General features: G+C 62.7%; 20 protein-coding genes and 2 pseudogenes. 11 read left to right on the plus strand and 11 right to left on the minus strand.

The window, feature by feature from the left end; translation table 11 throughout:
* Positions 1-17 precede the first annotated feature (17 nt).
* A complete protein-coding gene (locus tag C8D78_RS17835) occupies positions 18-752 on the minus strand; it encodes a VOC family protein (protein ID WP_120955209.1) in 735 nt (244 codons plus the stop codon).
* Between the two features lie 246 nt (positions 753-998).
* On the opposite strand from C8D78_RS17835, the gene C8D78_RS17840 reads away from it, so the two are divergent.
* From C8D78_RS17840 to C8D78_RS17850, 3 genes are all read left to right on the plus strand, one after another.
* Complete coding sequence (locus C8D78_RS17840; protein ID WP_208642002.1) at positions 999-1,574, plus strand: hypothetical protein; 576 nt, start codon at positions 999-1,001, stop codon at positions 1,572-1,574.
* Positions 1,575-1,667: 93 nt separating this feature from the next.
* Positions 1,668-3,410, plus strand: a complete 1,743-nt coding sequence (locus C8D78_RS17845) for an ABC transporter ATP-binding protein (RefSeq protein ID WP_120955210.1) — start codon at positions 1,668-1,670, stop codon at positions 3,408-3,410.
* Positions 3,411-3,520: 110 nt separating this feature from the next.
* A complete protein-coding gene (locus C8D78_RS17850; RefSeq protein WP_208642005.1) occupies positions 3,521-5,467 on the plus strand; it encodes an ABC transporter ATP-binding protein in 1,947 nt (648 codons plus the stop codon).
* A gap of 558 nt (positions 5,468-6,025) precedes the next feature.
* Here C8D78_RS17850 and C8D78_RS17860 read toward each other — a convergent pair.
* Both C8D78_RS17860 and C8D78_RS17865 read right to left on the minus strand, forming a co-directional pair.
* On the minus strand, positions 6,026-6,577 hold the full coding sequence (locus tag C8D78_RS17860; RefSeq protein WP_244208475.1) for a hypothetical protein: 552 nt from the start codon (positions 6,575-6,577) through the stop codon (positions 6,026-6,028).
* A gap of 4 nt (positions 6,578-6,581) precedes the next feature.
* On the minus strand, positions 6,582-6,779 hold the full coding sequence (locus C8D78_RS17865; protein WP_120955213.1) for a hypothetical protein: 198 nt from the start codon (positions 6,777-6,779) through the stop codon (positions 6,582-6,584).
* Positions 6,780-7,171: 392 nt separating this feature from the next.
* Here C8D78_RS17865 and C8D78_RS17870 point away from each other — a divergent pair, with 392 nt between their 5' ends.
* Positions 7,172-9,451, plus strand: a complete 2,280-nt coding sequence (locus tag C8D78_RS17870) for a tetratricopeptide repeat protein (RefSeq protein WP_120955214.1) — start codon at positions 7,172-7,174, stop codon at positions 9,449-9,451.
* 252 nt (positions 9,452-9,703) lie between these two features.
* On the opposite strand, the gene C8D78_RS17875 is transcribed toward C8D78_RS17870, so the two are convergent.
* The 3 genes from C8D78_RS17875 to C8D78_RS17885 all read right to left on the minus strand — a co-directional run bounded on the left by C8D78_RS17875 (position 9,704) and on the right by C8D78_RS17885 (position 12,049).
* The gene (locus C8D78_RS17875; protein WP_120955215.1) at positions 9,704-11,074 is read right to left on the minus strand and encodes a hypothetical protein; all 1,371 of its coding nucleotides are present in this window, start codon (positions 11,072-11,074) and stop codon (positions 9,704-9,706) included.
* 77 nt (positions 11,075-11,151) lie between these two features.
* Positions 11,152-11,757 carry a hypothetical protein gene (locus C8D78_RS19590; RefSeq protein WP_147429640.1) on the minus strand — a complete coding sequence of 202 codons (606 nt, stop codon included), beginning with the start codon at positions 11,755-11,757 and terminating at the stop codon, positions 11,152-11,154.
* A 1-nt stretch (position 11,758) separates the two neighbouring features.
* The gene (locus C8D78_RS17885; protein ID WP_244208476.1) at positions 11,759-12,049 is read right to left on the minus strand and encodes a hypothetical protein; all 291 of its coding nucleotides are present in this window, start codon (positions 12,047-12,049) and stop codon (positions 11,759-11,761) included.
* Between the two features lie 360 nt (positions 12,050-12,409).
* Here C8D78_RS17885 and C8D78_RS17890 point away from each other — a divergent pair, with 360 nt between their 5' ends.
* Entirely contained in the window at positions 12,410-13,537 is a 1,128-nt protein-coding gene (locus tag C8D78_RS17890; protein WP_147429641.1) for an ATP-binding protein, read from the plus strand.
* Positions 13,538-13,838: 301 nt separating this feature from the next.
* Here the strand turns inward: C8D78_RS17890 and C8D78_RS17895 are convergent, their stop codons facing one another.
* Positions 13,839-14,261: a TetR family transcriptional regulator gene (locus C8D78_RS17895; protein ID WP_244208477.1), complete on the minus strand. Its 423-nt coding sequence runs from the start codon at positions 14,259-14,261 to the stop codon at positions 13,839-13,841.
* Between the two features lie 21 nt (positions 14,262-14,282).
* On the opposite strand from C8D78_RS17895, the pseudogene C8D78_RS17900 reads away from it, so the two are divergent.
* A pseudogene (locus C8D78_RS17900) lies at positions 14,283-15,124 on the plus strand (SDR family NAD(P)-dependent oxidoreductase).
* 310 nt (positions 15,125-15,434) lie between these two features.
* Here C8D78_RS17900 and C8D78_RS17905 read toward each other — a convergent pair.
* The 3 genes from C8D78_RS17905 to C8D78_RS17915 form a co-directional block, all read right to left on the minus strand.
* Complete coding sequence (locus tag C8D78_RS17905; protein WP_120955219.1) at positions 15,435-15,734, minus strand: hypothetical protein; 300 nt, start codon at positions 15,732-15,734, stop codon at positions 15,435-15,437.
* Positions 15,735-15,850: 116 nt separating this feature from the next.
* On the minus strand, positions 15,851-16,771 hold the full coding sequence (locus C8D78_RS17910) for a LysR family transcriptional regulator (RefSeq protein WP_120955220.1): 921 nt from the start codon (positions 16,769-16,771) through the stop codon (positions 15,851-15,853).
* Between the two features lie 753 nt (positions 16,772-17,524).
* A complete protein-coding gene (locus C8D78_RS17915) occupies positions 17,525-17,998 on the minus strand; it encodes a hypothetical protein (protein WP_120955221.1) in 474 nt (157 codons plus the stop codon).
* Positions 17,999-18,062: 64 nt separating this feature from the next.
* Here C8D78_RS17915 and C8D78_RS20000 point away from each other — a divergent pair.
* Positions 18,063-18,238 (plus strand): annotated as a pseudogene (locus C8D78_RS20000) (short-chain dehydrogenase); the annotation flags it as partial.
* On the opposite strand, the gene C8D78_RS17920 reads toward C8D78_RS20000, so the two are convergent.
* On the minus strand, positions 18,235-19,038 hold the full coding sequence (locus C8D78_RS17920; protein WP_120955222.1) for an IclR family transcriptional regulator: 804 nt from the start codon (positions 19,036-19,038) through the stop codon (positions 18,235-18,237). The pseudogene C8D78_RS20000 and the gene C8D78_RS17920 overlap by 4 nt on opposite strands.
* A 121-nt stretch (positions 19,039-19,159) precedes the next feature.
* Here C8D78_RS17920 and C8D78_RS17925 point away from each other — a divergent pair, with 121 nt between their 5' ends.
* The 4 genes from C8D78_RS17925 to C8D78_RS17940 all read left to right on the plus strand — a co-directional run bounded on the left by C8D78_RS17925 (position 19,160) and on the right by C8D78_RS17940 (position 22,909).
* Positions 19,160-19,663, plus strand: coding sequence for a tripartite tricarboxylate transporter TctB family protein (locus C8D78_RS17925; RefSeq protein ID WP_120955296.1), 504 nt, complete (start codon positions 19,160-19,162; stop codon positions 19,661-19,663).
* A 2-nt stretch (positions 19,664-19,665) separates the two neighbouring features.
* Complete coding sequence (locus tag C8D78_RS17930; RefSeq protein WP_120955223.1) at positions 19,666-21,168, plus strand: tripartite tricarboxylate transporter permease; 1,503 nt, start codon at positions 19,666-19,668, stop codon at positions 21,166-21,168.
* A gap of 72 nt (positions 21,169-21,240) precedes the next feature.
* Positions 21,241-22,245 (plus strand): tripartite tricarboxylate transporter substrate binding protein, encoded by a 1,005-nt coding sequence (locus C8D78_RS17935; protein ID WP_120955224.1) that lies wholly within the window; start codon positions 21,241-21,243, stop codon positions 22,243-22,245.
* Positions 22,246-22,279: 34 nt separating this feature from the next.
* On the plus strand, positions 22,280-22,909 hold the full coding sequence (locus tag C8D78_RS17940; RefSeq protein WP_120955225.1) for an RraA family protein: 630 nt from the start codon (positions 22,280-22,282) through the stop codon (positions 22,907-22,909).
* Positions 22,910-22,918: the final 9 nt, after the last annotated feature.

The following is a 22,918-nucleotide window of genomic DNA, read 5'->3' on the forward strand; positions in this document are numbered from 1 at the left end:
GCTGAGAGGGAACCGCGTCAGCCCGCGGTGAGGACGCAGAACTCGTTGCCCTCCGGATCGGCGAGGCACACCCATGGCACCTCGCCCTGGCCGACGTCGGCGTCGGTGGCGCCCAGCACCCGGAGCCGGGCTACCTCTGCCGCTTGATCATCTCCGGGGTACGGCTTCAGATCGAGATGGACACGGCCAACGGCCTTCACGTCGTGCGAGCGAACGAACTCCAGATACGGCCCGACGCCCTGCGCCGCACGCAGACTCGCGAGATCGTCGGTAACCTCGTGCAGGGTCCAGTCCGTCGCCTCGCCCCAGAACCGGGCCATGGCCCGCGGATCTGCACAGCTGACCACCACCGCGGCGATCGGCCCGGTGTCCCGGTAGATCGGTCGCGGTTCCAGCACGCAGAACAGGTTTCCCTCCGGGTCGGCCAGAACCGTCCACGGCACATCACCCTGGCCGACGTCGGCGGGCGTGGCGCCGAGCTCCAACAGGTGCGCCACCAGCTCCGCCTGATGGGCGGCGGAGGTGGTGCTGAGATCGAGGTGCGCGCGGTACCTCACCGTCTCGGGGTCAGGGACGGTGACGACGTCGATGCAGACGGCGTCGGGGTCCGGCCAGACGAAGCCCACGGGTTCGACATTGGTCACGCCGGGTCCCTCGCTGGAAACACCCCAGCCGAGCGCGTCCGCCCAAAACCGGCCGAGCGCCGAGTCATCCCGAGCCTTGAAGTTCACCTGGACAAGTCGCAGTGCCATACCGCCAGATCCTATACACGGAATACATGGTGCGGGCGGACCGCCCTAGCAGGGCGTGGGTGAGTTTCCCGTCCCGGCGGTGTCCACCACGCAGAACCTGTTGGCCACCTGCCGGCAGCCGCAGCCCGGCAACCGCCGCGGCATCCCGGAGGGGGCGACTGGGATAAGCTCGCCCGGGACCGGAACAGGCATCGGTTCCAACCTAAAACCTAACGGGCGGGGCATTCCTTGGATTTACTGGGCGGCATGAACCGCGACGAACTCCGCACCCTCTCCTGGGTAGCGGCCGCCATCTTCGCGGTTGCGGCCGGCGTGTGGCGGCCGCGCAGGCTTCACTGGACCGCGCTGGGTTCCGTCCTGCTCTTCGCCGCCCTCAACGTGGGGGCCGGGATCTACGTCCTGAACCATTTCGAAGATCCGCGCTGGTCTCCGGGGGGAGAGCCGCCGCTGAGCGCCCCGTCTTTTGCCGGGACGCCTGTGGTGGGGCAGTTCCTGGGCCCCCTGGATGCCGCCCTTAACGGCGTGGTGGGCGGGGTGAACGAGTTCCTGGCCTTCAAGCGGGCGCTTCCCATAGCGATGGACTTCCTTGCCGCGTCCGGCTGGGCCCTGCTGGTGTCCTTCGCGCTTGCCATTCTGGCTGCCTCCATCAGTTTCGCCGTGGCCAGGCGCCGCGCGGCGGACTTCGCAAAGTACCGGGCCACCGTTGACGTGCTCCAGGAAGAGCTTGAGCAGGTCAAGCGGCAGATCTCGTCAGGGAATTACGCCGGCACGGACCCCGCTTTCGCGCCGCGGGGGCAGCTCACCGCCACGGATTCGCCCTGAGAGGAACCCGGTCCGCTCACGGCATCCGGACGTAAACTGGCCCTCACATCGTTCTGTGTGAAAGTGCCCGCGGCACGTGAAGTGGGAGACCGGATGCTCTGGAAACTGCTCGTCGAATACCTGAGGCCGCAGCGGCGGCTGCTGGCCGCCGTCGTCGTCTTCCAACTGGCGGCGTCCATCGCCTCGCTGTACCTGCCCACCCTGAACGCGGACATCATCGACCAGGGCGTCGCGAAGGGGGACACCGACTACATCCTGCGCATCGGCGGCATGATGCTCATGGTCACCCTGCTGCAGATCGCCTGCACCATCGCCGCCGTCTATTTCGGCGCGAAGGCCGCGATGGCGCTGGGCCGGGACGTCCGCGGCGCCATCTTCACCCGGGTGGCCGAGTTTTCCGAACAGGAAGTCACCCGGTTCGGCCCGCCCAGCCTCATCACCCGCTCCACCAACGATGTCCAGCAGGTCCAGCAGCTGGTCCTGATGTCCGCCACGCTCATGGTCACGGCGCCCATGCTCTGCATCGGCGGGGTAATCATGGCCATGCGCCAGGACCTGCAGCTGTCCTGGCTGATCGCGGTCAGCGTGCCCGTGCTCCTGATTGGGGTGGGCTCGATCATCATCCGGATGGTGCCGCTGTTCCGGCTCATGCAGGCCCGGATCGACACCGTCAACCGGGTGCTCCGCGAGCAGCTCACGGGCATCCGCGTGGTGCGGGCCTTCGTCCGCGAGGACGTGGAGACCGCCCGCTTCGCCCGCGCCAACGAGGACGTCACGGACACCGCGCTGCGCGCCGGCCGGCTCATGGCGCTCGCGTTCCCCACCGTGATGCTGGTGCTCAACGTCTCCAGCGCGGCGGTGATCTGGTTCGGCGCGTTCCGGATCGAGGACGGCTCCATGCAGGTGGGCACCATGATCGCTTTCCTGAGCTACCTGATGCAGATCCTGATGTCCGTCATGATGGCCACGTTCATGGCGATCATGATCCCGCGCGCTTCCGTCTCGGCGGACCGGATCAGCGAGGTGCTCGGGACCGAATCCAGCGTCCGGCCGCCGCTGCACCCGGTGTCGCGCGCGGCCGGACGGGCGGCCCGGGGCGAGCTGGAGATGCACGACGTCGGGTTCGCCTACCCGGGTGCCGAGCAGCCGGTCCTCTCGGACGTCAGCTTCACCGCACGGGCGGGGCAGACGACGGCGATCATCGGGGCCACCGGCTCCGGCAAGACCACCCTGGTGAACCTGATGCCGCGGCTCTTCGACGCGACGTCCGGTTCGGTGCTGATCGACGGCGTGGACGTGCGCGAGCTCCACCCGGACCTGCTGTGGGGGCACATCGGGCTGGTGCCGCAGAAGCCCTACCTGTTCTCCGGCACCGTGCGCAGCAACCTGCTCTACGGCAAACCGGACGCCACCGAGGAGGAGCTCTGGCAGGCGCTGGAGATCGCCCAGGCGGAGGACTTCGTCCGGGAAATGGAGGGCGGCCTGGATGCGCCGATCTCGCAGGGCGGCACCAACGTCTCCGGCGGCCAGCGGCAGCGGCTCGCGATCGCCCGGGCGCTGGTGAAACGGCCCGAGCTCTACATCTTTGACGACTCGTTCTCCTCGCTGGACACCGCCACGGACGCCCGGCTGCGGCTGGCGCTCAAACAGCACACCGCCGGGGCCACCATGGTGATCATCGGCCAGCGGGTCTCCAGCATCGCGGACGCGGACCAGATCCTGGTGCTGGACCGCGGCAGGATCGTCGCGCACGGCACGCATGAGGAGCTGCTGGCGACGTCGGAGACCTATCAGGAGATCGTGAACTCCCAACTCGCAGCGGAGGAGGCGGTATGAGCCGCACGGACAAGGCCCCGACGCCGGCCCACGCCGCCGGTTCTGCCGGCACTTCCGCCGCTGGTGGTTCCGGGGCTTCCGCCGCCGGCGGTTCGGCCGCCCAGACCCCCATGCGGATTCCCCGCCCCGCGGGCGGACCCGGCCGCGGCGGACCGTTTGCCGGGATGAACATCCCGGCGGAGAAGGCGATGAACTTCGGCCCCTCAGCCCGGCGGCTGCTGGGGGAGCTGCGGCCCGAGCGGCTGTGGCTGACGCTGGTACTGCTGCTCGCCGTCGTGAGCGTGACCTTCTCGGTGATCGGGCCCCGGCTCCTCGGCGAGGGCACCAACCTGATCTTCGCCGGCGTCGTGTCCAAGCAGCTGCCCGCCGGGGTGAGCCAGGCGCAGCTGATCGCCCAGCTGCGCGCCGCCGGGGAGAACCAGAAGGCGGACATGCTCAGCGCCATGACGCTGACCCCGGGCACCGGGATCGACTTCACGGCGCTGGCCACCGTGCTGCTGTGGGCGGTGGTGCTGTACGTGCTGGCCTCGGCGTTCGGCTGGATGCAGGCGTATATCCTCAACGGTGTCGTGCAGCGGACCGTCTTCCGGCTGCGCGAGCGGATCGAGGCGAAAATCAACAAGCTGCCGCTGCGCTATTTCGATTCCGTGCAGCGCGGCGAGCTGCTCAGCCGGGTGACCAACGACGTCGACAACATCTCCCAAAGCCTGCAGCAGTCCATCAGCCAGGCGGTGACCTCGCTGCTGACCGTCGTGGGCGTGCTGGTGATGATGCTCCTGCTCTCGCCCACGCTGGCCATCATCGCGCTGGTGACCATTCCGCTGACCCTCGTGACCACCACCGTGATCGCCAAGCGCTCGCAGAAGCTGTTCGTGGCGCAGTGGCGGCACACCGGCGAGCTGAACGGGCAGATCGAGGAGACGTACACCGGGCACGCCCTGGTGAAGGTGTTCGGCCGGCAGCGCGAGGTGGAGGAGCGGTTCCGGGAGAAGAATGTGGAGCTGTATCAGGCGAGCTTCGGCGCGCAGTTCATCTCCGGGCTGATCATGCCGGCCATGACGTTCATCGGGAACCTGGTCTACGTGGGGATCGCGGTGGTGGGCGGCCTGCAGGTGGCCTCCGGGGCCATGCAGCTGGGCGATGTGCAGGCGTTCATCCAGTACTCCCGGCAGTTCACCCAGCCGCTGGCCCAGCTGGGTTCCATGGCGAATCTGCTGCAGTCGGGGGTGGCCTCGGCCGAGCGGGTGTTCGAGCTCCTGGACACCGAGGAACAGTCGGCTGACCCCTCTCCTTCGGTGGCGCCGGACGGGGGCCGGGGGCGGCTGGTGTTCGAGGACGTCTCCTTCTCCTACTCCCCGGACAAGCCGCTGATCTCGTCGCTCAGCCTGGTCGCGGAGCCGGGGCAGACCGTCGCCATCGTGGGCCCCACCGGGGCGGGCAAGACTACCCTGGTGAACCTGATGATGCGGTTCTACGAGCTCGACGCCGGCCGGATCACGCTCGACGGCGTGGACGTCACCGCGATGACCCGCAACGAGCTGCGCTCGCGGATGGGCATGGTGCTGCAGGACACCTGGCTGTTCGGCGGGACCATCCGGGACAACATCGCCTACGGCCGGCCCGGTGCGACTGAAGCCGAGATCCTGGAGGCGGCGAAGGCGACGTACGTGGACCGGTTCGTCCGGTCCCTGCCGGAGGGCTACGACACCGTGCTCGACGACGAGGGCGGCAACGTCTCCGCCGGGGAGAAACAGCTGCTGACCATCGCCCGGGCGTTCCTGGCCCGGCCGTCGGTGCTAATCCTGGACGAGGCGACTTCTTCTGTGGATACCCGGACCGAGGTGCTGGTGCAGAAGGCCATGAGTGCTTTGCGGAGCGACCGGACTTCGTTTGTCATTGCCCACCGGCTCTCCACCATCCGCGACGCCGACCTCATTCTGGTGATGGAAGCCGGTCAGATCGTCGAGCAGGGGACGCACACTTCCTTGCTGGCGGCAGGCGGGGCGTACGCGGCGCTGTACGCCGCGCAGTTCGCGGCCCCGGTGGCGGAGGTTTAGGTACATGGTTACAAACCCTTTACTGCCTCTGTCGCGGAATCCACCAACACCGGTGGCAATGGAAAACCACATAGAGCCCTGCACATTTCTCTATCCGCTCAAAGTATGCGATAGTTTCCTTCGGAAATGACCACATAATTTTAGAGAGATTCAATTGGCTACTAACTTGGTGTCGGATAAAGCTTTTACAGGACGAGAGATTGTATCCACGATAGTTTTTTGCTTTGCCGGAATAGCAACCATATGGGTGGCACTCGACGCGATGAGGCGGGGTGACTATCCGCTCGCGACCGGTGTTGTTATCCTCTTTCCCGCTTTAGCTTATTCTCATATCTCAGCCTCGCTGGGACGCCTTGCAGCGCTGAGCGGGAGGTGGGCGTGGTCGATCCGACTGCTAGGACTCCTGCTTACGGTCGCATTCCTTATCAAGGTTGGCACGATTCAGGAGTTGAGCTTGGCGTGCCTGTTGGGCATCGTAGGTATTCTCTACTGTTTCATAATTGATCTCACTCACGCGTAGAGCTATCGGACTGTGCAATAGCGCATAGTGTGTTTGAATTATTTACATACCTGTGTGGGCGAGGCCATCGTCACCGCCATCGAGCAACAATCCGCATAGCCCCGCCAAAAGTTCTCACCGCCCATGCGGCATTGTTGCGCAAAAGCTACGGGTAGGGGAATTGAAACGCCCATCCTGCAAGATGAAAGCGGACGACGGCGGGAACTTCCCGCCGTCGCTGGGATGATCTTCCAGCCGATGTTCTTCAGCAGCGGGATGTCCTTGCCCAAGGACTGGCCGGCCAAGGTCACCATCACCGTGGCGATGGAAAGGAAGTCCACCGTCTTGACCGCGGCCTTCAGTGCTCCGGCGGCGAAGAACCACGGCCTAGATATATAAGCGCCAATCGTGGAAATGAAGACGATGGCGGAGATCTTCTTAGTTGCCCTGGCCAGGCCGATGCTGACCAGCACCAGCAGGAGGATAGACCCCACCACAATGGACAGGCTGAGCTCCTTCGCCGCCACCGTCGCGGTGCCGATGCCCAGCACGGTCAGGACGGACAGGGATAGCAACAGCGACACTTTGATCTCGGCGGAGGATCTGGCCACACGCTCACGGAACCTCTGGTTCTCCTCCTCCTGCGCGGCCCGTCAATGCGTTGCCAAGAAGCTGCTCCACATTGATTTCAGATCCCAGGTCATTAACCGCCTCAGTGAAACTGCCTAGGACTGAATTCCCGTCGTAGTGCAAGTACGGCATGTACTCAGATGTGAAGTCCTCGTCGGCCATCACGCCGAAAATGCTCTCCATCGGATCATTCAGCGGACCATCTATCAAGGAAATCCCCCGGTCCAGGATTCAACCAGTATCAGCCTACGGTCACGACATGTGGTGAGTCGTCCATGCCCGCCCCGAGGGTGCCAGACTTCCCGCACCGGCCCGCTCGTCACTGCCCTGATCGAGACCGTCACCGAATCAGTCCGAAACGGTAAGGACCGTATGAATTACGTCTAAACTTCTGGCAGAGACACTCACTAGAGACGTCCAGCAACGATCTTCAGGGGGAACGTTTGCCTTCATCTTGGCGCTCACGGAAGCGCCGCGAACTTAGTCTTTGGCTGCTTGCTTTCGTCGTCATTGTCGGAGCCGCTAACGCATTTCTGAGCCGCGTCGGATGGGATCCATGGATCTTGGGGACCCTCATGATTGCATGCGTCGTTTTGGCGGTCGTTTTAGCCTTCTTGAAAGACAGAGCAAAGGCCACAGATGTTAAGGTAGCCGTCCGCCAGCAAAACATGCGTACCGGTGGACCTGATTCGATGGCCGGTCTGGCGGCAACGGACATCCCCCTCAACGCGTGGGGCGTGCACGAGTCACGGGTCAACGTCGCTTATCTCCGCCGGGATGCCGAAGACGAGGTCAAGCAGGCCCTCGCGCTACTGAAACCGGTCCTCATCTTGGGTTCCTCGATGGCCGGGAAAACTCGGATGGCGGCGGAACTTGTTCAAGAGCTCTTTCCCGACAATCAGGTGTTCATGCCGGATCCTCCGGACGGCTTAGCAAACATTATGAACGCTGGCGATATGCCAAGACAGCATGTGGTCTGGCTCGATGATCTCGAGAGGTATCTTCAGGACTCAAAGAACTTGAAGACGAGGTGGATTGATGACCTTCAGAAGACCGAGAATGTCGTCATAGCCACTATGCGGGCAAACCTATTCGAAGCGTTCATGCCGAATAGCGATCAACCCAGAACCCAGTGGGAGATCCTGCAATGTTTCGCGAGGGTTTATCTCACCGACGAATCTTCTGAAAGCCATAGACTGGCGAGTCTTAGCGGCAACACGCAGCTGAGCAAGGGAATCTTGGACTATGGTTTGGGTACCTATTTGGGTGGAGGATTTCTGGCCGTAGAGCGGTTGGATGCCGGTCGTTCCACTAGCCCCGTCGGAAGGGCTCTCGTGCTGGCAACCATTGACTGGCAGCGTTCGGGAATCGGCGAGGCAATCCCGGAGACTACGGCCCGGGCCCTCGTTCGGACATACATCGGTAACACCAAGCCTCAGCCGACCACTGAAGAAATCGACGCTGGCTTGAAGTGGTCCACTGCGAAGGTTGTCGGCGGCGGCCTCTTTAGCCTGCTGGAACCGACCCCAAATGGGAATCTCCGTCCCTTTGACTACCTCGTGGACCATGTTGCCTCCTCCGATAAGCCCGTAACGTTGCAGGTGTGGCAGGCCGCCGCCGAGGTTGATGCCCCGGCCGAGCTGCTGACAAATGCGGGCGTCACTGCCCAGCTCGCCGGGCTCGATGCCATCGCCTCGATGTTCTTTGAACGTGGGGCCCGATTAGGTGACGCGAACGCCATGGTCAATTACGCAATCAGCCTGGAACGACAAGACCGGATCGAGGAAGCGAAGTTCTGGGATACCAGAGCCGCTGAGGCCGGAAACCCAGGCGGATTGACCGGTTTCGCGGTCAAATTGCTGCGGGAAGGACAAACGGAGGGCGCCGAGAAGCTTCTCCGGCAGGCAGCCAATGCTGGTGAAGGATCTGCAATGACCAATCTCGGCCACATACTCATTGGCCGTGGTGAAACGGCTGAGGGCATTAATTGGCACAAACGGGCTGCAGAGGCAGGGAGCCCCCTCGGTATGACCAATTACGGCCTGCAGCTGGAGCTGCAGGGCAACTCTGCCGCCGCTGAGGCGTGGTACCGGAAGGCCCAGAGCAAAGGCGACGGATCGGGAGCAGCCCTCTTCCAATTGGCCATGTTGGCCGAAAAGCAAGGCAAGATCGACGAAGTGGAACCCCTCTTGCGCGAAGCTGTCAAGCGGAGGAATCCCTCAGCCATGGGCTGGCTGGGTTCAATACTGGCTGCAAAAGGCCAGCAGGAAGAAGCAGAGTATCTGTTTCAGGGGGCAGCCGATCGAGGAGGAGCGGTGGGACTTGCCATGGTCGGAAGGAAACTAGTTGGGGAAGGGAAGTACGACGAGGCGGAAAAGCTGTTCAAGAGAGCGATAGCGGAGCAGCTGCCATGGGCGATAACTGACCTGGGCGTCCTTTACGCGAACACTGGCCGCATAGAAGCGGCTAAGGCACAATACGCACTGGCTGTTGCAGCCGGCGACGATGATGCACTCCATAATCTTGGCGAGCTTCTTATCCATGAAGGAAGGCTCAACGAGGCTCAAGCCCTGTTTCGAAAGGCAGCCGATCTAGGATCCGCGACCGGAATGTACCTGTTGTCGGAGTCCCTGTTTCTGGGCGGAAAGACCGGGGACATCGGGGAAGCAGCCAATCTTCTGGAGGAGGCAGCGATTCTTGGGGATCTCGACGCAATTTGTGAGTCCGGGAGGAGAGCAGCTGATCAAGGCGACCACAACAAGGCATTCCAGCGCCTGAAGCAAGCGGCGGATAGAGGGCACGCCGGCGCTGCGGAATGTCTTACTCTTCTGACGTCAGAAATAAGCGAGAAATGATACTTCCGGTGAGGCAAGGGGGAGGGACCCCTTGGCGGTCCCTCTCCTTTCGGATCTTGGCGTTCGAGTCCTCCGCGTTCCGGCGCCCTGCCTTTGCTGCTCTGCAATCTTCGCCGCGAAGCCGAGGGATGCTGGCGATTCGCCTACTTCTATATCGGGACGGACATCTACGCTGGCGAGAAGCTGGGTTGGTTCATGCGAGCTGCCGTCGGTTCTTCGGAGATTCCGACCTGTGTCTAATGAATTTCCCGCTTACTCGTCGTTGGGATACGAGTCGTCTTCGAAACCAGGCAAGCTGCGTTGAGCTTCATCATGAACCGTATAGGTTAGAAAATCCCTTAGGCTTGCCTTGTCTTCCTCCGAAAAGTCCTGCAGTAACGGCAGGGAAGACAACACTAAGTCGGCAAGAAGAACATTGCTACGGGTCTGACCGGTGCCGGTGTAGGTCCGGAAGTCGGCCGTAACACGCCCCGTCCCGGACTGGACGGTTGCTTCCAGAATCTCTGCACCAGGGCCAAGCTGAGAGGACAAGCCCAACAGGCGATTCTTGTCCAGGGCGCCGTCCTCATTTCTAGCTATGACGACGTCTCGATCACTGCGAATCGTGACCTCATTGAGCTTCGTTTCGGAAGACCTTTCCACGAACGTCGGTACCGTAATGCCGGGCCGGCCCTCTGCGGATTCGTGTCTAAGTTCAGACTTAGTCTCACCTATCGTCGCGTAAAACCTGGGGCCGGAAAGCCGAAGTTGCTCATTTCTGACAGACCAGCGGAAGTTCTGATGGTCGGCGGTGGTTGACTTCTCCACACCGAGCGGGTCCTGAAACACTGCATAGGCACGGGCTCTAATAACGTCCAAGTTGGCACTAATTAGCCGGTCTACATTTCTGGCCTCCCCGTCCTTTTTTAGGGTCTCGATCTGAGAGATCCTCAAGGTACGACCAACACGGCGCCAAAAACCTAGATCTTCAGTTTCCATATATGAAACAAGGTACTGAAGAGCGTCGGAATTTAGTTTGCCGGATAGGTCGCGTTCGCCGGGAAATGCTTCCAGCGCGCCAGAGCTGCCTTCCCACACAGCTTGAAGCACCCGGTTCATGCGCCATGCCTGTGGTGTGTCGAGATTTGCTCTGATCGCGAGCACGGCGTTCGATGTAGGCGCGATCTCAATCTGTTCAGCGCCGGAGAATTCATTTTCGATCGTACGCGCGAGATCGTTCGCTTGCTCACCTAAGAGAATGCCCTTGCCGCCTTGTGCCAAGGCGTTATTCAACATGTTGACGGTCGCGCTGGTTTTCTTGCGATCGATTAGATTTTCAAGAGCGTCAGCATCCGTAAACATAGCGTCATGTGCGGACGCGGCGACAGCTATGGAGTCGAGTCCGGCTCTGTCATCTTCTGGCCGGGTAAGGCCGAAGATAAGAGCGTTCCTCCGGTCTATCAAACTGACGTCATCCGCTACGGATCCCAAGTCATAGGTGAACCGAAGGTAGACATGCCGGTCAATTTGATCTGGCCAGGACATGACGAAGTCGGGCGCGAATGTGTGGTTGAAATAGTCAGTCCGGTGAATCTTGGCTGTTGGGTCGAGGTTTTTCAACTCCAGAGACACGGCGTTCTTCACACGGAAAGCGGACTCCTTGGGTGAAGGGTCGTAAAGCCCTTCAGTTATCAGCGAACTGTAATGAGATGGACCCATGTCTAGCCTGCCTTCGTGATCTCATATTTTTCGATTACGCCTCGGTGCTCCGGGGAAATAACCAACTTCTCTTGGCGCTCCGAGAGGATGATCATCCAGAGACGCATCGCCACTTCTTTGCACGTCGTGAAGTCAACAAGCGACTCCGCGTCCTTCACTAGTTCCACACCAAATACATTCTTCCGGTGTCGGACGACCGCTGCTTGGACCGCTTCGGCCGTAAGTAATGTGTCCCAAGTAGTAGTTCCGTGAGGACTCCAGGCAATCCACATGAAGTGGTCGCAGTAGCCGGGCTTATCGAGATAAGCGACATAACACTGCGCAAGATACTTTTCGTAGTGAGTTGGGAGATCAGAGGCCTTGGCGTAGTTTTTTGACTCCGCGAAGAACATCTCGCCTTCTAGATCCCCGTATTTTAGTGTTCCCCCAAGATCGAAAGAGAAAGTTTGACCGCCGTGGGGCCACGAAAAAGTAAGTTTGGCGAGGGCGGGTGGGTCGGGGTTGACCCATTGCGCATTGACTCGCGTGGTGGACTCCAGCCATCGTTTCGCTCGCCTAGCGCCATCGGCGCCTTTGGCCTGTACCGCTTCCCCAGTAATCCCTTGCATCTCAGCAGACTAGCGGTATGAAGACGTTTTTCATGTGTTTCGCATGGTGGGGCGACCGTGGGGAACTCTGCTTGCGATTGCACCGCTTGTCAGGCAGGCGGTCGGAGCACGATGCGGTGCACCGTGCTGCGACGACCCTGAACAGTTCGGCGATCGCGGACGTAATGCGTTGGCGGGTGCGGGCTCGGATGACGTCGGATTCGAATTCGATGGACATGGCCAAGACCTTGAAGAGCAGCAGGCTGACGGGGTCGGTGGGGTCGTGGATGACTCCGACGAGGACGAGCTTCACGTTCCGTTTCGTGAGGTCTTCGATGATGTTCCCGGCATCGGACGTGGAATGAGCCCGACGGAGCCAAACCGTCCTGTCGGCGTGAGTCTCGGGAACTGATCTGCGCATGGAGCTCTCTGCCAACAGGGAAATGCGAGGAGGCGGGCGGCCGGAGTTTCGTCGGCTGACGGGGCGGGCCTCAAGTTACACTCGGCTCCTCAATATCCATGACGACACAGAGGACCTAACTTGCCAGAAACAAGCGAACGCCCACCTATTAGGGAGAACCGCGACTTCGCTGTCAGAGACTTGTCAGGTCCCGCTGCAGCCAGGAGACTCATTTCCTGGGTAGCTGCCAAGCCACTCGAGCAATCGATAGGTTTGGACTTCGAACATACAGACAAGGTGTATCCCAACGGAGCTGTGCCCTTTGCTTGTGCCCTCGATTTTCTAAAGGAACGCGGACACACCTTTCACATTGGCAAAGCGGGGCATGAGCGTTCACTGGCCCATGTCCTCAACCCGGTAGACGTTGCTGATGACCCTGATCACACCGCGCAGCTCACGGACGTTGTATGGAAGTATCGGAACGAGAAGGAAGCCGGAGAAATCACTCGGCGCTTCATGGGTTCCCTCCTTGATCGAATGCCCTGCGAAGAGGGCGTATACGACACTCTGAACTGGTGCATTTATGAAGTCCTCGACAACGTTTTTCAGCACAGTCAAGCCTCGTGCGGTTACGTGATGATGCAACTCCACACACTCACAAGACAGTGCGTCATTTCGGTGAGTGATTCGGGCATCGGCATTCACCGAGCCATGGGGATGGGAGCCAAAGCCGGCAGATTCTCCTATGAATCAATCAAGACAGCAGACCAGGCGATTGGTTTGGCCGTCCAGCAAGGCATTACCAGTAAGGGCAAGCTGAACCAAGGAAACGGACTGTTCGGCCTTAGCCGGTCTGTCGATCTCAACGGAGGCTCACTCAGCATCCACTCCGGAAAGGGCACTTGGACTTTTAAGGAACACGAGGTAGCCGCCACTATCTCCGACGCTCACAGACCGCTCTTGGACTTGGAGTCTCACCACGGAACGACAGTTGACTGGCAACTGAACTGTGAAACGAAAGTCAGTATCGGTGAGGCCTTGGGTTCTCGGTTCTCATCCAGTGACCTTCTCGAGTCCATCGAGACGATTGATGGCTTCCACGAACTCGACGCCGCTGAACTCGAGAGCTCTATCGGCTCCAGAAAAGAGGGGAGCGAAATCCGGACCCGAATCATGAACTACCTAAGTGCAGGTGTCCCGCAGATCGTTCTGAACATGACCCATCTGGACACGATCTCGTCAAGTTTCGCCGACGAGGTTTTGGGCAGGCTTGCTGTGCAGCTCGGGGAGACTGAGTACGCCAATCGGATTGCGATCCTTGGTGCGAGCACAACTAATCGTCAGATCATTGCGCGGGCGGTCGAGCTTCGAATTGAAACCGAGGGGGCAAGGAGCACATAGCCGTCCATCGTGAGTAGCGGACTCGTCAGGCTCCAGCAGAGCACGACACGGCCCGAGAGTCGTCAATTGTGCGATCCTCTTTCGGGAACCGGAGCCAATTGGGTTGCAGCCTGACGACCTACGCCACCGGCGCCCGCAACACCCCAACCGCCGCCACCAAATAAGGCACTGGATCCGGGTCCGTTCCCGCGGCCTACTGCATCCAGGCCTCGAACGTTGCGCCGATCAACGCGGCGCACAAATACCCCGCGACGTCCTCCCGGACGCCGGCCGAAACCAGGTACGCGCGGGTCCGCTCGCGTTACGGCGCCAGGGACTCGTAGCTCCGGCTGGCCAGCTCGGGGTGTTCGGCGATCAGCCGCAGCCGGCCGCGCGTGACCGCGAGGTCCGGCAGAACGGCAACCCCGGCGACAGCCGCATCCCTCAGCCCCGCCAGGACGTCGCCGTCGGCCCCGCCGGCAGCGCGCGCTGAATCAAGCACGAGACCCGAGGCCTCGATCACCGGTTCCATGCCACCCCAGACGAGCTCGGCCTTGCTGGCGAAGTACCGGTACAGACTCTTGCGCCCGATCCCCGCCGCGCGCGCGATGTCCTCCATGGAGGTCTGTTCGTAGCCTCGCTCAGCGAACAGCCGCAGCGCCATGGCGGCCACTGCGTCGGGATCATTCGTCACCGGGCGCCCGGTGGAGCAGGGAACGGTGGTCTTCAATGCGTCCAAAGGCATCCCGCCAACATTCATCCATTCATGAATGAAGCAGAACGTCATAAGTCGGATCGCATCACCGTCAGCAGCGTCGGGAGAGACATCTTCGGCAACCAAGCTTCATGGCGGGAAGCCACCGCCGCCGGCCGATTCGCCGGCACGACCGTTATCGTCACCGGCGCCGCCTCCGGCATCGGCCGGGCCACCGCCCTGCGCATCGCCAAGGAAGGCGGCCGCGTCATCGCCGCCGACATCAGCAAGGAACGCCTGGACGACCTCGTGGCCGAGAACGCCGGGCATGACCTGGTCCCCGTGGTCGGCGACATCTCCACCGAGGAGACCGTGGCCGCCGTCGTCGCTGCCGCCGGCGGAGCATCGACGCCCTGGCGAACGTCGCCGGCATCATGGACAACTTCGCCCCCATCCACGAGGTGGACGACGACCTCTGGGACCGCGTCTTCAGGATCAACGTCACCGCCCTCATGCGCCTCACCCGCGCCGTGGTGCCGCTGATGCTTGACGCCGGCACCGGCTCCGTGGTCAACGTCGCTTCCGAGGCCGGCCTGCGCGGGTCCGCCGCCGGCGCCGCCTACACCGCGTCCAAACACGCCGTCGTCGGCCTGACCAAGAACTCCGCCGTGATGTACGGGCCCAGGGGCCTGCGCTTCAACGCCGTGGCCCCCGGCCCCACCATCACCAACATCGTGGCCACCTGGGGATCCCAGCTCGCGGCCGAACGCCTCGGTCCGCTGATGCAGGCCACCGTCCCCATCCCCGCCACCGCCTCGCAGCTCGCCGCCTCCATCACCTTCCTGCTCAGCGACGACGGCACCAACATCAACGGCACCATCCTCGCCTCCGACGGCGGTTGGTCCGCGCTGTAACCACCGCGCTAAACGTGAGCGGACGGCGGGGAGTCCCGCCGTCGTCCGTTTGGTGTGAACCTACTTCTCGTGGGCGGTGACGAGCGGCGAGGTCTATCCGCGGATGAGCATAGTGTTGCAGGACGCCCCAGTGGCAAAGGGTACCGAGAGTGCCAAAGTCGTGTGTTGATGGAAGGCCTGCATGGAGGGGAGCGGCCGGCCAGCTGCGCACACGTCCTTGGGAGGGCGCCTTTGGGGAGCATGCTGGGGGCGTCTTATCCCGCGCTGCAGTCTGTGTAGCTTCCGGTACGCCCGGGGCCGGAGACCTGGCCTAGGGGAGCACCATGTCGGTGTAGCTGCCCGGGCGGACGATGTCGGACTTCGGGCGGGTGAGGGTATCGACGTCGGTGTAGCTGCCCGGGCGGACGATGTCGGACTTCGGGCGGGTGAGGGTATCGACGTCGGTGTAGCTGCCCGGACGGACGGCGCGGCGGGCGTCGCCCCGGACGAGCGTGTCCACGTCGGTGTAACGACCGGATACTGCGTAGCGGCCTGTCAGCGGAGTTTCAGCAGTCGCCGAAGCGGCGGAGTGACTCCCCGAAATGGTCGGATTTCGGTTCTGGGTAATCACGGGATCTCCAATGGTAGGAAGGCTGGCGGGCCGAGACGGTAGCCGCCTGAGATCCACCTTCCGCCTATGCATCATAGGTATCAAACAAGGAAAAACGATCCCACAATAGGCGGCGTCTATGGCGCCTGCTCGTGAGGGAGATCCTCCAGGAATGTGAGGTCCGTCATGCGACTGACGGCGGCCATGGCGCGAGCCATAACGGAGCCCGGTTCCGAGGCGAGGGTGACAAGTCCGACGGGTATGGCGCGCTCCGGCTCCACCAGGGGCAACGCGCACATCCCGGCTGGGACGCCAAAGACGTGAAGCCAGGCCGCCGGCACGACGGTTGCCCACGGCCCCGTCGTTACTTGCGCGAAGAGCGATGACACCGAGTCGGTTTCTACCCGGGGTGACGGCATAACACCCACCTCGGCAAACACGTCATCGAGACGCCGTCTGCCCTGCATCACTGGATCCAGCAGGCAGAGCGGAAGGGCAGCGGCAGCCGCCCAGGTTGCCGACTCGCCCCCCGTCCCGGTGTCGGCGGCCGTCAGCAGGACGTACTTCTCCATGTATAGGTGGGCCACCTGGAACTCGCCCGGGACGGAATCCCGGATGTAGGTGATGCCGGCATCGATCTCGTAATTCTGCAGCCGCCGAAGAACATCCTCGGATTTCAGGTCAGACACAACCTGAACCCGCGCCAGCGGGTGCTGAGCGCAAAATGGAGCTGTGAGCAAGGACACCGCTATCGAAGCGGTCGGAACGGACCCAAAACGCAGCCGTCCGCTGAGCCCGGCGCGCATCGCGCCGATCTCCTCTTTCAGTCCGTCACGGTCCGCGAGGATCCTCCGGGCCCAGACTACAATCTGTTGCCCTTCGGCTGTCAGGCCCTCAAATTTGTTGCCCCGGTGGATCAAGGGAACATCCAGCTCCTCCTCCAGCTTCCGGATCCCCTCCGACAATGCCGGCTGGGAAACCGAACAGGACTGGGCCGCCCGCAGGAAGTGACGCTCGCGGTCCAAGGCCACCATGTACTCAAGTTGACGGAAGAACATGAGATCGGTTTACAGCACCCTCCCGGCCGGCGCCACCAATCGTCTATGGACGCCACTGAATAAGTTCGGAGTCTCTCGCTTCAACGGACACGGGAATGGAAAATCCTGCGAATCACAAACAGAGGCGACAATAAGGCATGCAGATTCGTTCTGGCAGCCCACCGCAGCCTAAGAGGCGATGGTTTCCGACGTGGCTGAAGGTAGTCCTTATTGTGCTCGCAGTCATTTTTGGCATTCCTGCAATCCTTCAGGTGACCCACGTTATTGCGACGGCACCGATGGTTGCGATCGCAGACCGTATGCACCCGGCTCCGGGATGGAACGGGGAGGGGGAGAACATTACGGGCGGACCGTTCTGCATCCGCTACGACGTGGACTGTGACAGCATGTGGCGCAGTTACCGGACGGAACAGAAAGTGACGCCTGCTGACGTGCAGCGCATCGGTGACGATGCTTTGAACGGTGCGAAAGTGAAGGGCGACTGCGAGACTTCTCCGCTGCCGTCAAACGTCACGGGCATGTATGAGGCGTGTTCTGCCTCTGCTGTCATTGACGGTTACGACGTAGAAGTTCGAGTCCTGAAGCTCAGCGAGGACAGCCCGGACAGGATCATACAGTTCAACCTCAGCAGCGTTAAAAACAGGCGGTGCGGCGAGCGGGGCAGCGTCCTCAATCTCGATCTGCAGCCTACACGCGAGGCCCTACCCCAGATCTGGGGAAGTCCCCGAGGCGGCAGGCGGGACCTCCCCGGGTCTACTCTTCGACAGCGTCCGTTGATATTTCGCTCAGGGTGTCGATGTAGTCCAGCGTCTTGGGACTGACATGCCGCACGGCCCCAAGAGCCTCCCGGAGAACGGCCCTGCCGGAGGGGGCGCCAAGCGCTGCTCGGAGTTCGGCTACCGTCTCGATGCCCTGGCTCTCCAACACGCGCGTCATGTCCTCTACCTGGGCGACGCGGCCAGGGGACGGCCAGTCGATAACTTCGGAAAGCGTCCCGGTATCGAGGCGCCGCCGGAATCCGCTGGTCGTGGCGGCATCCGGCCACGCCTCGACCAGGGCGACAACTCGCGGCCTGACGGTCGCGTGGTAGTTCTGTCGCCGCTGCAAGGCGGCATCGACAATGATGGCCCCGATGTGGTCCCAGCTACGGCTGACTTCGGCGGAGTCGTCTACGCCGTGGGAGTCCAATTGCGCCGGGAGGTTGGCATCATCATTGTCGATAGTCATAAGTGAATACTTCCATGTCGCGTACTCCCTCGACCCGGAGACGCTCATTGACAAGTGTTGGGGTTCCCAACTCGCGGCCGAACGCCTGGGCCCTCTGATGCAGGCCACCGTTCCCACGCCCGCCACCGCGGCGCAGCTCGCAGCCTCCATCCCTTCCTGCCTAGCGACGACGGCACCAATGTCAACGGCGCCATCCTCGCCTCCGACGGCGGCTGGTCGGCGGATCTCAAGGCCGGCTAGTAGACGGAGCCTTCCAAGATCTCTGAGAGCCGGCCGGCTGCCCGCCGGAGTTCCGGAACACCGGCCTTAAGGCCGGCTTCGGTGGCCGTCTCGACGGGGCTGGTCAGGGCCAGAGATTCGCTGGGACGGCCGGCCCTGTTGGGGACTGCAACGGCGACCGAGAGCACGCCGGTAGCGCGCTCATCGGCGGAATATGCATAATCGGTGCCGGGTTCGGGCAGGCGAGCACGAAGCTCCTCGGCTGTAAACGAACTCTTCTCATGACCGGCCGCGATGGCCGCGGCGGCCGCCTGCTGCAGTTCTTCCTCGGAGAGTGCAGCCAGCAGAATTTTCCCGGCCGCCCCGACCGTGAGGGGGAGCCGCTTGCCCAGGGGCAGGTCGTAGCGCAGAGGCGATTCGCCGTCGACCCGTGCGACCAGGATCCGCTCGAAGCCCAGCCTGGTGTAGAGCGATGCCGTCAGTCCCGTCTGGGAGGCGACCTGCTGGAGGATCGGCCGGGCTGCCACCACGAGGGGATCATTCTCCAGATAGCTGCGGGCCGCAGGCAGGACCGCCGGCCCGATCCGGTATGACTTGTCCGTCTGGCTGACCATGCCGAAATCCTGCAGGACCCGAAGGATCCGCAGCGTGGTCGGCAGGCTCATGCCGCAGGTCCTGGCCAGGTCGCTCAGCCGCTGCGGCCGCTCCGCGCGCTGGAGTTCGGCGAAGACCTCCATCGCCCGGGACAGGGAGCGCATGTTCCCGGCTTTGGGGCTGCCCTCTTCGGCGGAGCCGGCTGAGTGTGTGGAAGTCACGGTCATCCTTTCATTCTATGTAACTTCCTTGTGCTTGACAGGTCCTGTGTCGCCTGTCACTATTTCTTCAGACGAAACATTCTTTCATTGTATGAAATGAATGATCACGGAACGTAAGAAGGAAACGATGACAACGGAGTCACTACTGACGAAACCCGAGCGCGCCCAGCGCGTCGCTCCGTCGGTGCTTGCCGGCATCGGCGCGTTCACCGCCGTCGGCGTCTATGTACTGGTCAGCTCGGTCGACCTCGGCCTGTGGACCTCGCTGGGCCCCGGCCCCGGCCTGTTCCCGTTCGCCATGGGAGGGGTGCTGGTCGCGATGTCGGCGCTCTGGCTGGTCCAGGAACTGCGCCGGCCCAGCGAGAAGGCCGAGGGCATCGACCGGGGCATGGTGGTCTCCGTTGTGGTCAGCCTCGTTCTCCTGGCGTCCGTCATGGATCTGCTGGGCTTTCAGCTGAGCATGTTCCTGTTCCTGCTCTATCACCTGAAACTGCGCGGCCGCAGGACCTGGATGACCTCAGTGGTCATCGCCCTCGCCGGAAGCGTCGGCGCGTTCTACGCCTTCAACTACGGCCTGAACGTCGCCCTCCCCGTGTCGGCATTCACTCCGCTGAACCTGATCGGACTCTAGGCATGGACACCCTCAACGAACTGCTCGGCGGCTTTGCCACCGCCATGACCTGGCAAAACCTGCTCTTTGCCTTCCTGGGCTGCCTGCTGGGCACCATCATCGGAGTCCTTCCCGGTGTCGGCCCCGTCGCCGGCGTGGCCCTGCTCATCCCTCTCACCCTGAACCTGGATCCCGCCGGCTCGATCATCATGCTGTGCGCCATTTTCTACGGCACCCAGTACGGCGGCACCATCACCAGCGTCCTTTTGAATACGCCTGGTGAGGCGTCGTCGGCGATCACCACCATCGACGGCTACGCAATGACCAAACTCGGCAGGGCAGGTGCGGCGCTTACCCTGGCCGCCGTGGGATCCTTCGTCGGCGGAACCGTCGCCACCATCGGCCTGGTCTTTGCCGCCAAACCCCTGGGTGAGCTGGGTTTGCTCGTCGGGCCCCCGGAGTTCTTCGCGCTCATGGTCGTCGGCATATCCCTGCTGGTTGCACTTGCGGGCAAGTCCATGGTCAAGGCCATCATCTCCGGTGCACTGGGCCTGCTGATCTCCATGGTCGGCATCGACCCCGTGGCCGGCGCCCCGCGCTTCACCTTCGGGATGGACCGGCTTCTGGACGGCGTCAGTTTCGTGGCTGTCATCGTCGGCGTCTTCGGGCTCTCCGAAATCCTTTCCTACCGCAAGAACGCGGAGACGCCATTGGTTCACGCCCCCGGCATGCGCTCCCTGCTCCCGACCCGGACAGAATGGCGCCGCAGTACCCCCGCCATAGCCCGGGGCACCGGCGTCGGCTTCGGACTCGGCCTCATCCCGGGGATGACCGGATCAGTCTCGTCTCTGCTGTCCTATGCCGCGGAAAAGAAGTTCTCCCGCTTCCGTCACCAACTCGGCAAGGGCGCAGTCGAAGGCGTCGCCGGTCCCGAAACAGCCAACAACGCCCACGCAAATGCCGCCCTGATCCCGCTCTTCACCCTCGGCATCCCGGCATCCCCGACCATCGCCGTGCTGATGGGCGCCTTCCTCCAGCAGGGCCTGACGCCCGGGCCCGCCCTGTTCACAGAGCATTCCGAGATTGCCTGGGCCATCATCGCCAGCCTCTTCATCGGCAACGTGCTGCTGCTGCTGCTCAACGTCCCGCTGGTCGGACTCTGGACCTCCATCCTGCGCGTCCCCACCCCCATCCTGACCGCCGTGATCCTGCTGTTCATGGTCATCGGCGCCTACACCATCAACTTCAGCGTCTTCGACGTCTTCGTCATGATCGGCTTCGGCCTGCTCGGCCTGGCCCTGAGAAACCTGGACATCCCGCTGGCGCCGATGGTCCTCACCCTGGTACTGGGCCCGCTGATGGAACGCTCACTGCGCGAATCCCTGGAAATCTCCCAAGGCGACTTCAGCGTCTTCACCAGCCGCCCCATCTCCGCCGTGCTGATCGGCGTCGGCGTGCTGATCATCTGCAGCCCGCTGCTCAAGTTCCACAAACCCAAGGCCCTCACCGAGGACCCCGAAGCCTAGACCCAGCTCAACTCCACGCCCGACCACCTACCAACCCTCTAATCCCATGCATTTCTTCAAAGGAGAAGACCCTTGTCACGCACGAAAATCACCGCAGCCATCGCCGCAGCAGCCCTCATCGCCCTCACCGGCTGCGGCGCCAACGCCAGCGCCAACAACCCCGCCTCCGGGGACGACTTCCCCAAGAAGGGCAAGTCCATTGACCTAATCGTGGCCTTCGGCTCCGGCGGCGCCGTGGACACCGCAGCGCGCCTCGTCCAGCCGATCCTAGAGAAGGAACTCGGCACTAACGTCGAGGTCATCAACAAGCCGGGCGCCGGTGGACAGATCGGCTACACGGCTCTGACCGGCGCCAAGCCCGACGGGTACACCATCGGCGCCACCGGCTCACCGTCAGTGGTCGTCTCACCGCTGGACCCGACCCGCGGCGCCAAATACACCCGCGCCAGCTTTGAACCCTTGGGCCGGCAGGTCATCGACCCCGCCGTGATCGCCGTCCAGCCCGATAGCCCCTACAAGACGTTGAAGGACCTCCTCGACGCGGCCAAGGCAAACCCGAAATCCATGACCGCCAGCACCACCGGCCTGCAGACCGGCGAACACTTCGCCCTGGCCCAGATCCAGGAAACCACCGGCTCGGTGTTCGCTCCGGTGCATTTCTCCGAGGGCGCCTCCCAGGCCACCACCGCGTTCCTCGGCAAGCACGTCGACGTCCTCGTCGCCAACGTCAGCGACGTGACCGACCTGACCAAACAGGGCAAGGCCCGCGTCCTGGGCATCATGACCGCCGAACGCTCACCCTCGCTGCCGGACGTTCCCACGTTCAAGGAAGCCGGCTACGACGTCGAAGCCGGCACCGTCCGCGGCTACTCGGCACCGGCCGGGCTGCCTGACGCCATCGCCAAGAAGCTCGAAGCTGCCCTCCAAAAGGCCATCGAGGACCCCACTGTCAAGGAAAAGATGAGCGCACTCGGTCTCCAGACCAGCTACCTCTCCGGCACTGACTACGAGAAGTTCTGGGCCGGCCAGGAAGCGGACTTCAAGAAGGTCCTCCCGCTGGTCCAGAAAAAAGACTGATCCTCCAACGCCAACCCCCACGGAAGAACCGACCATGACAACTCCAGTCCTTGAGGACATCGACGCAGACTTCGCCCGCCCGGACCGGAACGTGATCGACCGGCTCGCCAAACTGCCGGCCGCCAACATCGGTGACGCCATGGACCGCCTCGGAATCGCGGACTCAGCCATCCAGGCCATCTGGCCCGGCGCCCGCCTCGCCGGCCCGGCCTTCACCGTCTGGACACGCCCCGGGGACAACCAGGGCATCCACCGCGCACTGCAGGTCGCCCGCCCCGGAGACGTCATCGTCGTCTCCGGCGGCGGGGACGAATCCCGGGCGCTGCTGGGCGAGCTCATCGGCGAACGTGCGATCAACCTGGGCCTCGCCGGCTTCGCCTTGGACGGCGCTGCCCGCGACGCCGAAGCCCTCGCCGAGATTGGCATGCCCGTCTTCGCCCGTGCCATCACCCCGGCGGGCCCCTACAAGAACGGCCCCTCCCGCCTTGGCACGCCGATTTCCTTCGGCGGTGTTCCCGTCCTGCCGGGCGATGTCATCATCGGCGATTCCGACGGCGTCATCGTCATTCCCAGGGAACAGGCGGCCAACGTCGCAGACGCGGCCGAAGCCGTTTTCGCTGACGAAACCAGCCGCCGGGCCGCCATTATTGCGGCCCGCCACTAACAGAAAAGA

This window comes from Arthrobacter oryzae, from assembly GCF_003634095.1.
Lineage (GTDB): Bacteria > Actinomycetota > Actinomycetes > Actinomycetales > Micrococcaceae > Arthrobacter > Arthrobacter oryzae.

What these genes read in the sequence shown, in the direction of transcription:
- C8D78_RS17840 (WP_208642002.1), top strand. Translation starts at nt 999, where the DNA reads ATGAACCGCGACGAACTCCGCACCCTCTCCTGGGTAGCGGCCGCCATC.
- C8D78_RS17930 (WP_120955223.1), top strand. Translation starts at nt 19,666, where the DNA reads ATGGACACCCTCAACGAACTGCTCGGCGGCTTTGCCACCGCCATGACC.
- C8D78_RS17870 (WP_120955214.1), top strand. Translation starts at nt 7,172, where the DNA reads ATGATTGCATGCGTCGTTTTGGCGGTCGTTTTAGCCTTCTTGAAAGAC.
- C8D78_RS17865 (WP_120955213.1), bottom strand. Translation starts at nt 6,779, where the DNA reads ATGGAGAGCATTTTCGGCGTGATGGCCGACGAGGACTTCACATCTGAG.
- C8D78_RS17915 (WP_120955221.1), bottom strand. Translation starts at nt 17,998, where the DNA reads ATGACTATCGACAATGATGATGCCAACCTCCCGGCGCAATTGGACTCC.
- C8D78_RS17940 (WP_120955225.1), top strand. Translation starts at nt 22,280, where the DNA reads ATGACAACTCCAGTCCTTGAGGACATCGACGCAGACTTCGCCCGCCCG.
- C8D78_RS17845 (WP_120955210.1), top strand. Translation starts at nt 1,668, where the DNA reads ATGCTCTGGAAACTGCTCGTCGAATACCTGAGGCCGCAGCGGCGGCTG.
- C8D78_RS17925 (WP_120955296.1), top strand. Translation starts at nt 19,160, where the DNA reads ATGACAACGGAGTCACTACTGACGAAACCCGAGCGCGCCCAGCGCGTC.
- C8D78_RS17910 (WP_120955220.1), bottom strand. Translation starts at nt 16,771, where the DNA reads ATGTTCTTCCGTCAACTTGAGTACATGGTGGCCTTGGACCGCGAGCGT.
- C8D78_RS17850 (WP_208642005.1), top strand. Translation starts at nt 3,521, where the DNA reads ATGCGGATTCCCCGCCCCGCGGGCGGACCCGGCCGCGGCGGACCGTTT.
- C8D78_RS17920 (WP_120955222.1), bottom strand. Translation starts at nt 19,038, where the DNA reads ATGACCGTGACTTCCACACACTCAGCCGGCTCCGCCGAAGAGGGCAGC.
- C8D78_RS17835 (WP_120955209.1), bottom strand. Translation starts at nt 752, where the DNA reads ATGGCACTGCGACTTGTCCAGGTGAACTTCAAGGCTCGGGATGACTCG.
- C8D78_RS17895 (WP_244208477.1), bottom strand. Translation starts at nt 14,261, where the DNA reads ATGCCTTTGGACGCATTGAAGACCACCGTTCCCTGCTCCACCGGGCGC.
- C8D78_RS19590 (WP_147429640.1), bottom strand. Translation starts at nt 11,757, where the DNA reads ATGCAAGGGATTACTGGGGAAGCGGTACAGGCCAAAGGCGCCGATGGC.